This window comes from Senegalimassilia sp., assembly GCF_977052095.1.
Map to the genome: position 1 here is coordinate 24118 of NZ_CDRSTZ010000017.1, position 10723 is coordinate 34840.

Consider the following 10723-nt stretch of genomic DNA (forward strand, 5'->3'; position numbering starts at 1 on the left):
TTAAGGAAACTAACTGGGAACTACTTACCTACCTTTATTCAAAACACTTACAGTGTTTGAACCAAAAGAATGTGAATGCGAGGCATCCCCTCAGGGATTGAGGCAGATGCCTCGCTAAATGTCATGCAACGAACCTAAGCGGAAGGTTGCGAGAGCGGATGCTAGATGGACATAGCCGCTTCGTAGCCGCCCTTGACAGCCTCGAGCGTACGGAAAACCTTGCCAGCAGGCGTGGTAGCGTCGCCGATGAGGATGGCGTTCGGGAACACGGCCTTGATTTCGTCGTACAGAGCAGTGTTCTGCTCAACGCCGAGGGACGTAAGGACGGTATCGCACTCGAGCAGGGTCTCTTCGCCGGTTTCGACGTTCTGGACCTTGGCACCCTTCTTGGTGACCTCGACCAGCTTGGTCAGCGGCATGAGCTTGACGCCCTTGGACTTGACCAGGTTGATAGTGGGGTTCTTGTCGATAATGCCAATGCCGTTACCGAGCTTCTTGGCTTCCTCGATGACCGTGATCTGACGGTTCTCGCACATAGCCTCAGCAACTTCCAGGCCGGCGAAGCCGCCGCCGATAACCACGACGCGCTTGCCGACGATTGCGGTCGGGCCCGATGCCATGTTCAGGCCGAAGCGCATGAACTCAACGGTGCCGCCCTGAGCCTTGATGGCTGCAACGGCTGCCTTCCACAGCATGCCCTTGCCCTCGGGAACCTTGCCGGCGCACATCTCTTTGATGTCCTCGGACTTAACGACGTTCTTGCCGTTGATGCCGGGCACATCCAGAGCGATGATGCCGCCACCAGGAGAAACGATAACCTCGTCGGGGTTGAGAGCCTTAACAGCAGCAGCATCGACCTTCGTGTTGAGCTTCAGCTCGATGTTGGGATGCAGCTTAATCTCCTCGTTCCAGTATTTCACGAGGGGCTCGATCTTCGCATTGAGGACCTGAGCCATGTTCAGCAGGCCGCCGACGCGGTCGCTCTTGTCGATCAGCGTGACCTTGTGGCCGCGGATGGCTGCAACGCGAGCAGCTTCGCAACCGCCAGGGCCGGCACCGATGACGACCACGTGCTTCTGCTTCTCGGCCGGATGCTCTTCAGGAGTGCCGACCTTGACGCCCTGCCACACATGAGCGTTGACGGAACACTGGCACGGCTTGCCGATGAAGATGTTGTCGAGGCAGCGGCTGCACACGATGCAAGGACGAACCTGCTCGGGATGACCAGCGGCAACCTTGTTGGCGGTCTCCGGATCGGCGATGAACTGACGGCCCATGCCGACGGCGTCGCCGTAGCCCTCGTTCATGATCTTGTCGCACATATCAAGCGTGTTGATACGGGTGCCAGGGAAGACAGGCTTGTTCGTGACCGTCTTGACCTGCTTGGCCAAATCGATGAACTCGCCTTCGGGAACGATCTGGTTAGCAACGGGGCGAGGAGCCTCATGGAAGCCAGCCTGCACGGACCAAGCGTCCACACCGTGCTTCTCGATGATCGGCACGAGCTCGAGGGTGTCCTCGATGCGGTTGCCACCAGGCATAAGGTCGTCGGCGGAGATACGGATGAGGATGGGCATGTCAGCGCCGCAGGTCTCATGGATCTTGTCGATGATCTCGGTCAGCAGACGAGCGCGGTTCTCAGGAGATCCGCCATACTCGTCGGTACGATGGTTGGAGTACTTCGACAGGAAGCGCATGACCATGTAGCCGATGCCTGCATGAATCTCGATGATGTCGATGCCGGCTTCCTTGCAGCGCTTTGCAGCAGCGCCGTACTGGTCGACCAGGATGGCGATTTCTTCCTTGGTGAACTCACGCTCGGGCATACCGACGAACGGGCCGCTCATGACGTCCTTCGAAGGAGAGTAGGACAGCAGCGGATCGTCGCCCGTGGCACGCCACTCGTAGCAGAGCTGCAGCTGAGCGGCAACCTTGGAACCATGCTTGTGGCACACATCGGCAACGCGCTTGAAGCCGGGGATGAACTCGTCGTCCCAGATGCCGCAAGCACCGGTGGTGGTGTGATACTTCGGCGTGGTGTTAAAGCAGTCGCACACGTATGCAGAACCGATTTCAACCAGGCCGACACCGCCCTCAGCGCGCTTCTCGTAGAAGTCCACCAAGTCATCGGTGACATGGTAGTTGTCTACCTTCTCGATGGTCATCGGCAGCATGACGAAGCGGTTCTTCAGCTCCACGTTACCGATCTTGAGGGGCTCCAGCAATTTCTGGTACTTTGCCACAGCACAGCTCCTTTCCGAATGATGCTAGTGAGCGTTAAAGGTTTGGGCTTCCTCGTCTGAGAATGGTGTAAAGCTGAGCTCGTCTGCTTACCTTTGCACTGTTACCCAATTCAACAAGTTTCGGCCATCGGATTATCCTCAAACCTCTTCTCGTTACCTTCTGGTTGTATTCTACGGACTTGATTTCTAGCGTGCGATGGACAGAAATGAGATTGTGTGTGTTTTTGTATAGGCAACACTCACATATTTATAGGTTTTGGTGACGAGTTTTCCCGTTTCTCTTGACCATTCTGGTAATTCGGCACGTATACTCAGAACGTGCAATTACTCATTATTCCAAATATGTCCTAGTAATTCATATCTGCGACCTATACAATGGGCTTGCGCGATGCGGGAAGACGCTACAAACAGAGAGGAGCTGTCCTATGAACGCGCTTTCGACCATGTTGCTGATAGCGGATGCGTTCGTTTCGCTGTGCGACGAGATGCCGCTTCGGAAAGTGTCCATCAGCGATATCGTTCAAAGAACAGGAAAGAACCGCAAAACGTTCTACTATCACTTCGAGAATAAAGATCGCCTGATCATCTGGATTTTCCGCTATGACATGGGGCAGGTTCTGAAAAAGCACTTCTCGGAGTCGGTGCTGCTGTACGAAAAGCCCAGCGAGGATTCCATTTCCCACTTCCCTTACTATATTACGCAGAAGTCTGGCGTGCGCTCGCTTGACCATGCGGAGTTCTTCGAGTGCTTCGCCGAGGTGCTCGAGAACCGTCGTCACTTCTATCGCGAGGCGCTGATCGACAACGGGCCGTACTCGCTGCGCAACTATTTGTACAACCTGTACGTGAACGCGATCAAGCGCGACATCGACATCATTTTGTCGAACCGCTATCTGCCGCAGGACAACATCGACTTCTTGGCCGAGTTTTACACGTGCGCGTTTCTGTATTACTTCATTCGCCGATGCGATCAGACCAGCGTTGAGCACCTGTCCGCGAATGCCGGACCTTTCGCCAACATCATCCATAACTCGCTTGAGATGGAGATCAAAGAGGCGCAGCTGCGGCGCAATCTGTAAGGATTGCCCATACTGGCACTTAAAGCGGCATCGGGATTCCGGTGCCGCTTCTTTTATGGCGACGGAATCAGAAATAGCCTGACGTATTGCATATCTGAATAGAAAAGGCCTCGCAAGTTGCGAGGCCTTTTGGCAATGCGTTTGCGTTGCGTTTACTTACTTGCGATGCTCCGCCTTGTCGTTGATGAGGCGGTTCAAGGCGTTCAGGTATGCCTTGGCGGACGACACGACGATGTCGCCGTCGGCACCGCGGCCGGTGTACACTTCCCCGTCGGGGGCGGTGACGCGCACGGTGACCTCGCCGAGGGCGTCGATGCCGCGCGTGACGGACTGCACGGAGAACTCGGACAGGTCGTTTTCGACCTGGACGATCTTGTTCACGGCCTTGTACATAGCGTCGATGGGGCCAGTGCCGAAATCGCATGCGGTGACAACCTGGTCAGCGGCGTTGCGCAGCGTGACGGTTGCCGTAGGCGTGAGCGGGAAGCCGCAGGAAATCTGCACGGACTCAAGCGTGTAGACCGCCGTTTCGTTGCGACGGCTTTCGTGCATGAGCGACTCGAGGTCTTCGTCGTAGACTTCCTTCTTCTTGTCGGCCAAGTCGAGGAAGGCGTCGTACATGCGGTCAAGGTGTTCCTTATCAAGCTCGTAGCCGAGCTCTTCGAGGCGATGCTTCAGCGCAGCATGGCCGCTGCGGGCGGTGAGCACGATCTGCGACTGGCCGGCGCCGACCTCGGCGGGATCGATGATCTCGTAGGTGTCGCGCTTCTTCAGCACGCCGTCCTGATGGATGCCCGAGGAGTGTGCGAAGGCGTTCGCGCCGACGATGGCCTTGTTGACCTGCACGTTGATGCCGGTGATGGACGACGCGAGGCGCGAAGCCTTGATGAACTCGCGCGTGTTGATGTCGGTGTGGGCGTCAAGCTCGTCGCCGTGCATGCGAATGCCCATGACGACTTCTTCCATGGCCGTGTTGCCCGCGCGCTCGCCGAGGCCGTTGATGGTGCACTCGACCTGCGTTGCGCCGTTGCGCACGCCGGCCAGGGACAGGGCCGTTGCCATGCCCAGGTCGTTGTGGCAGTGGACGGATACCGTGGCGTTTTCGATGCCGCGCACGTTCTCCATGAGGTACTTGATGCGCTGGCCGAACTCGTCGGGCAGGCTGTAGCCGGTGGTGTCGGGGATGTTCACGACGGTGGCGCCGGCCTCGATAACGGCCTGGATGACCTTGGCGAGGAACGCGTAATCAGCGCGGCCTGCGTCCTCGGCGTAGAACTGCACGTCCTCGACGTACTTCTTCGCGTAGGAGACGGCGGCCACGGCGCGCTCGATGCACTGGTCCTCGGTGATGCGCAGCTTGTCGTGCATGTGGCTGGGGCTGACGCCGATGCCGGTGTGGATGCGGGGGCGCTTGGCGTACTTGAGCGCCTCGGCCGCGCGGTCGATGTCCTTCTCAACGGCGCGGGTCAGGCCCACGACCGTTGCGTCGTCGCCAGCCAGCTCGGCAATGCGGCGGACGCTCTCGAAATCACCAGGGCTGGAAATGGGGAATCCAGCTTCGATGACGTCCACGTTCAAACGTAGCAGCTGACGCGCGACAACTAGCTTTTCCTCGGTGTTCATGGAAGCGCCCGGCGATTGCTCGCCGTCGCGCAGCGTCGTGTCGAAAATTGCGATCTTGCGCGTCATTTCTGTTCCTTTCGGGTTACTTGCAGAGTGCATTTATTCTAGTACATTCGCGGCATTTCAACCCCGAAAAGTCCGAGCATCTCACTACCCATATACCGAAACCTGCCCATGTTCGATCTGGGACGGATTTTTGGCGGACTTCAGGAGTAGGACGACCGGGCAACAGGTAGGTGGAACGGATACCGATAGCGCAAAATGCCCGGTAACCGGATTTCACCGGATACCGGGCGCTGATTCGAGCTGATGGGGCTGCTCGTGCTCTGGCCTAGAGCTTCACGTACCAGAGGTTCTTCAGGTCCTCGAGGCTTTCGCGCAGCTTCGCGAGCACGCTGTCGTCAAGCTCGCCTTCGATGTTCATGTACACGATGGCCTGGCCCGCATCGGGGTCGTTGACGATCTGCATGGTGGTGATGTTGATGCCGGCGTCGCCGAGGATGGAGCCGATGGTGCCCACGCGACCGGGGCGGTCAACGTACTCGAAGATGAGCGCCTGCGGGCCCGGAGCGATGTCCACCTTGTAGCCGAGCAGCGAGATGAGGCGGACGTGCTGGTCTTCGCCGGAAAGTGTGCAGCCGACTTCACGGCCGTCGGCGACGACCGTGACCGAAGAGGCGTAGGCGCCGGCAGAGGCGTGCGCGCCCGTGTCGACGTGGATGCCGTGGCGGCGTGCGACGGCCTCGGCGTTGACGGGCGTGACCGTGGCGAGGTTCTTATAGGAAAGCAGACCCTGCATGGTGCCGGCAACGAGGATGGTGGGGTCGGCAGGCGCGGCCTTGCCCGCAGCGGTGAGCGACAGGCGCTTCGGCACTTCCCCGCCGAGCTGGGCAAGCATGCTGCCCATCATCTGGCACGCGGGCACATACGGGCCGACAGCGTCCATGACCTCAGGCGGCACGGGCGCCATGTTCAGCGCCGTGGGAACGACGCTGCCCTCAAGGCCGGCGGCCACGTATTCGGCGATTTGCACGCCTGCGCGCGTTTGGGCCTCGCGGGTGTAAGCGCCCAGGTGAGGCGTGAGAATGGCGTTCGGGAACTCGTGCAGCGGGCTTTCGGTGCACGGCTCGGTTTCGAAAACATCGATGCCGCACGCTGCGATTTTGCCGGCAGCAAGGAAGTCAGCCAGCGAATCAACGTTGTAGATGCCGCCACGCGCCACGTTGACGAGGATGACGCCGTCTTTCATGGCCGCGTACTGGTCGGGGCCGAACATGCCGATGGTCTCTTCCGTTTTGGGAAGGTGCACGGTGATGAAGTCGGCCAGCGGCAGGATGTCCTCCATGTTGTCGTACAGCGCCACGCCAAGCTGCTCGGCGCGCTCGGGGCTGCAGTACGGGTCGTAGCCGACCAGGTGCATGCCGAAGGCGCGGGCGCGCTCGGCCACCAAGCCGCCGATGCGGCCGAGGCCGAAGATGGCCAGCGTTTTCTCATAAAGCTCCGAGCCGCAGAACTTGCCGCGCGACCACTCGCCCGCGTGCATGCTGGCGTTGGCCTGAGCGGTGTTGCGTGCGCAGGCAAGCAGCAGGCACATCGTCTGCTCGGCTGCGGAAACGATGTTCGACGTGGGCGCGTTGCACACGATGACGCCCGCTTCGGTAGCCGCGTCCACGTCGACGTTGTCGACGCCGACGCCCGCGCGGCCGATGATGCGCAGCTTCTTGCCGGCCTCGATGACCTCGCGCGTGACGTGCGTTGCCGAGCGCACGATAAGCGCATCGTAGTCCGGAATGGTGGCGATGAGTTCTTCTGTGGACATCTTCAACTTGACATCAGCTTCAAGGCCCCTTTCACGCATGCGCGCTAGACCCGCCTCGGCAAGCTTTTCCGTAACCAGAACCTTTTTCGCCATGGCTGCAAACCACCCTTCGTCGTGAAATCGCATACGCCCCCATGATACGAAAAATCCCGCCGCGCAATCGCACAGCGGGATTTAATTCGGAGAAAGGCAGCATACCTTTTCCAAAAGAGCCCCATCGCACGCCCAAGCCTTGCAGGCCGCCATACTAGCAACCAAGTTGAACTCGATGCGCAGAGCAAGTCAGCGAGGGCGCGCGTGGTGCCCCAGATTGTCGCGAGTCAACAAGCCAGTGGCTTGTTGACAAACCATCTATGCGCCCGAGCGGGCGCGCCCAGCTCGGCTGGGCTGGCCTTTGGGCCATGCCCGCGCAGCTGAACGGCAAGATGGGGGCGCCACGCGCGGCCGCAGCGTCGACAGTGTCCGGTTGCCGTCAGGCAACCGGAACTCAATTACTCTTCTTCGGACTTAACCCAGGAGAACATGTTGCGGATCTTGGCGCCCGTCTTCTCGATCTCGTGGTTGTTGATGGCCTCACGCTGCTCGAGCAGCCACTTGTGGTTGTTCTTGCAATCGGCAACGAACTCCTTGGCGAACTCGCCGTTCTGGATGCGCTTGAGAATCTCCTTCATGGCCTCGCGAGACTGCTCGTTGATGACCTTCGGGCCGGCGTAGTACTCGCCGTACTCGGCCGTGTTGGAGATGGAGTAGTTCATGAAGTGGATGCCGGACTCGTACATGAGGTCGACGATCATCTTCATCTCGTGGTAGCACTCGAAGTAAGCCAGCTCGGGCGGGTAGCCTGCCTCGGTCAGCGTCTCGAAGCCGGCCTTCACCAGCTCGACGAGGCCGCCACACAGCACAGCCTGCTCACCGAAGAGGTCCTCTTCGGTTTCCTCGGCGAACGTGGCCTTGATGATGCCGGAACGAGCACCGCCGACGCCCCAGCAGTAGGACATGACGATGTCCCAAGCGTCGCCCGTGGCGTCCTGCGCAACGCATGCCAGATCCGGCACGCCGGAACCCTCGGTGTACTGGCGACGGACGATGTGGCCCGGGCCCTTCGGGGCGCACATGATGACGTTGACGTCCTCGGGAGCCTTGATGTAGCCGTAGTGGATGTTGAAGCCGTGAGCGAACGCAAGCGTGTTGCCGGCATGCAGGTGAGAAGCGATGTGTTGCTCGTACACCTCGGGCTGCAGCTCGTCGGGAACGAGAATCATGATCACGTCGGCTTCCTCGGCGGCCTGGTCCATGGTGGTGACCTTCAGGCCGGCCTCTTCAGCCTTCGCCCAGCTCTTGGAGCCTTCGCGCAGACCAACGCGCACGTCAACGCCGGAGTCCATGAGGTTCAGCGCATGGGCATGGCCCTGAGAACCGTAGCCGATGATGGCGACCTTCTTGCCCTGGATGATCTTCGGATCGACGTCGTTTTCATAGTAGATCGTAACAGCCATGGTGGTGATGTCCTTTCTTCTTGGCTGATGTACCCGTAAGTATAGCGTGAAACCCTACCGATTCAGTGCCTGGCGGCCTACCTTCACGGAGTGCCCCACATGCGCAAGCGGCGCTGCCACAGCGCCTGGCGCGAATCGTTCACGGCTTGCCCCCTTAGGCGTCCTTCGAGGCGCGCGACATGGCGATTTTGCCCGTGCGCGTGATTTCCTTGATGCCGTAGGCGCGGAAGAGATCTTCCATGCCCTTGAGCTTCGACTCGTCGCCCGTGGCCTCGATGGTGAGGCTGGAGCGGCCCACATCGACGATTTTCGCGCGGAACACGTTGGCGATCTCGATGATCTCGTTGCGGCGATCGGGCGCGGCGTTAACCTTGAACAGCACCAGCTCACGCTCGATGGCAGCCACGTCGGTGAGGTCGGTGATCTTGAAGACGCTGATGAGCTTGTTGAGCTGCTTCGTGAGCTGCTCGTAGGCAAGCTCGTCGGCCTTCACGATGATGGTGATGCGCGACATGGTGGGGTCTTCGGTGGGACCGACCGACAGCGAATCGATGTTGAAGCCGCGGCGCGAGACCATGCCCGTGACGCGCGAGAGCACGCCGGGCTTGTTCTCAACCAGAACAGACAGAATGTGTTTCATCGGGCTTCCCCTTCCACGTCGGCCGCGGGCGCTTCGCCTTCGCGCGGGCCTTTATCCTCGGGATCGTTTTCCCACCGGCCGCCGAACTGCGCGTCAATCTTCGCGCACGGGCTTTTCTGCGGCGCGGGCGCCGGGGCCTGGTTCGGCATGTCGGTGCGCACGGCGCCGACGGCCACGTCGATGGCGCCCATGACGTCGCTCATGGCAGAGCCGGGAGCCACCATGGGGAACACGTTCTGGTTGTCGGGAATGGCAACGTCGAGCAGGAACGGGCCTTCGCAGGCGAGCATCTCGTCAAGCGCGGCATCGAGCTCTTCGGGCTTCTCGATGCGGCGACTTGCCCAGCTGTAGGCGTCGGCCAGCTTGCAGAAGTCGGGGTTGGCGGACAGCTCGGTGAAGCTGTAGCGCTCGTGGTAGAACAGCTTCTGCCACTGATGCACCATGCCGAGCGCGCGGTTGTCGAGGATGAGCACCTTCACGGGCACGCCGTTGATGGCGGCCGTGGCCATTTCCTGGCTGTTCATCTGGAACGAACCGTCGCCAGCGATGCAGACGACCTGCTTGTCGGGGCAGCCGAACGCCGCGCCGATGGCAGCCGGGAAGCCGAATCCCATGGTGCCAAGGCCGCCGGAGGACAAGAACGTGCGCGGGCACTCGCGGTCGATGAACTGGGCAGCCCACATCTGGTGCTGGCCGACCTCGGTGACGACGACGGACTTTTCCGGGTCGAGCTTGCGCGAGAGCTTCTGCATGACCAGTTCGGGCACGATCTTGCCGGGAACCTCGGCGATGTCGCTGTGATAGAACGGGAAGCGCTGGCGCCATTCGGCGATCTGCTCGAGCCACGGGCCGGTGATGGGCGTGGCGCCCGACTTCTTCACGGCCTCGTTGATGCCTGAAAGCACGCCCTTGAGGTCGCCGACGATGGGGATCTGCACCTCGCGGATCTTGCCGATCTCGGCCGGGTCGATGTCGATGTGGATGACATCGGCGTGCGGCGCGAACTCGGACAGCTTGCCGGTGACGCGGTCGGAGAAGCGCGCGCCGCAGGCGATGATGAGGTCGGATTCCGTCATGGCAAGGTTGGCGTACTTCGAGCCGTGCATGCCCACCGGGCCGAAATTCAGCGGGTTCGATGCCGGGAACGCGCCTTTGCCCATGAGCGTGGTGACGACGGGCAGCTGAAGCGAGTTGGCCAGCTCCACGAGCTCGTCGGTGGCGTTCGAGCTGATGATGCCGCCGCCGACGTAGAGCACGGGGCGCTGGGCACGGGCGATGCGCTGCACGGCCGCGCGGATTTGCTTGGCGTTGCCGCGGTACGTGGGACGATACGACGGCAGGTTCACCTTGTCGGGATAGTTGAAGATCATCTTCTCGGACAGGATGTCGGAGGGGATGTCGATGAGCACGGGGCCGGGACGGCCGGAGGCGGCGATGTGGAACGCCTCGCGGAACGTGGTGGTGAGCTCGTCGGTGGACTGTAGCAGGAACGAGTGCTTCACCACCGGCATGGTGATGCCGACGATGTCGGATTCCTGGAAGCTGTCCGTGCCGATGACGCCGCGCGGCACCTGGCCGGTGATGACCACGAGCGGCACGGAGTCCATGTAAGCCGTGGCGATGCCGGTGACGGTGTTCGTGGCGCCGGGGCCGGACGTGACGATGACGACGCCGACGTTGCCCGTGGCGCGCGCATAGCCGTCGGCCTCGTGCACGGCGCCCTGCTCGTGACGAGCGAGCACATGGTGCAGCTGCTTGCTGTCGTACAGCGCGTCGTAGATTTTGATGGCCTGACCGCCGGGGTAACCGAAGATGAGGTCGAC

The 10723-nt window shown here is 60.7% G+C and carries 7 protein-coding genes; 1 reads left to right on the top strand and 6 read right to left on the bottom strand.

From position 1 onward, the window contains the following. Positions 1 to 161: 161 nt before the first annotated feature. Entirely contained in the window at positions 162 to 2243 is a 2082-nt protein-coding gene (locus ACWI6D_RS04990; protein ID WP_449133884.1) for an oxidoreductase, read from the bottom strand. 425 nt (positions 2244 to 2668) lie between these two features. Here ACWI6D_RS04990 and ACWI6D_RS04995 point away from each other — a divergent pair, with 425 nt between their 5' ends. Beyond that, the gene (locus ACWI6D_RS04995; RefSeq protein WP_303251325.1) at positions 2669 to 3322 is read left to right on the top strand and encodes a TetR/AcrR family transcriptional regulator C-terminal domain-containing protein; all 654 of its coding nucleotides are present in this window, start codon (positions 2669 to 2671) and stop codon (positions 3320 to 3322) included. 156 nt (positions 3323 to 3478) lie between these two features. Here the strand turns inward: ACWI6D_RS04995 and ACWI6D_RS05000 are convergent, their stop codons facing one another. From ACWI6D_RS05000 to ilvB, 5 genes are all read right to left on the bottom strand, one after another. Then, positions 3479 to 5011, bottom strand: a complete 1533-nt coding sequence (locus tag ACWI6D_RS05000) for a 2-isopropylmalate synthase (RefSeq protein WP_449133885.1) — start codon at positions 5009 to 5011, stop codon at positions 3479 to 3481. 265 nt (positions 5012 to 5276) lie between these two features. Next, positions 5277 to 6857 (bottom strand): phosphoglycerate dehydrogenase, encoded by a 1581-nt coding sequence (gene serA / locus ACWI6D_RS05005; protein ID WP_129424478.1) that lies wholly within the window; start codon positions 6855 to 6857, stop codon positions 5277 to 5279. Positions 6858 to 7255: 398 nt separating this feature from the next. Further along, positions 7256 to 8260 carry a ketol-acid reductoisomerase gene (ilvC, locus tag ACWI6D_RS05010; RefSeq protein ID WP_302937505.1) on the bottom strand — a complete coding sequence of 335 codons (1005 nt, stop codon included), beginning with the start codon at positions 8258 to 8260 and terminating at the stop codon, positions 7256 to 7258. A 154-nt stretch (positions 8261 to 8414) separates the two neighbouring features. Further along, positions 8415 to 8900, bottom strand: a complete 486-nt coding sequence (gene ilvN, locus ACWI6D_RS05015) for an acetolactate synthase small subunit (RefSeq protein WP_129424474.1) — start codon at positions 8898 to 8900, stop codon at positions 8415 to 8417. After that, a partial coding sequence (gene ilvB / locus ACWI6D_RS05020; RefSeq protein WP_449133886.1) for a biosynthetic-type acetolactate synthase large subunit occupies positions 8897 to 10723 on the bottom strand: 1827 nt, incomplete at its 5' end. The genes ilvN and ilvB, both read right to left, overlap by 4 nt.

Excerpts from the sequence above, each read along its gene's own strand:
- ACWI6D_RS04995 (WP_303251325.1), top strand. The coding sequence starts at position 2,669 with ATGAACGCGCTTTCGACCATGTTGCTGATAGCGGATGCGTTCGTTTCG.
- ACWI6D_RS05000 (WP_449133885.1), bottom strand. The coding sequence starts at position 5,011 with ATGACGCGCAAGATCGCAATTTTCGACACGACGCTGCGCGACGGCGAG.
- serA (WP_129424478.1), bottom strand. The coding sequence starts at position 6,857 with ATGGCGAAAAAGGTTCTGGTTACGGAAAAGCTTGCCGAGGCGGGTCTA.
- ilvC (WP_302937505.1), bottom strand. The coding sequence starts at position 8,260 with ATGGCTGTTACGATCTACTATGAAAACGACGTCGATCCGAAGATCATC.
- ilvN (WP_129424474.1), bottom strand. The coding sequence starts at position 8,900 with ATGAAACACATTCTGTCTGTTCTGGTTGAGAACAAGCCCGGCGTGCTC.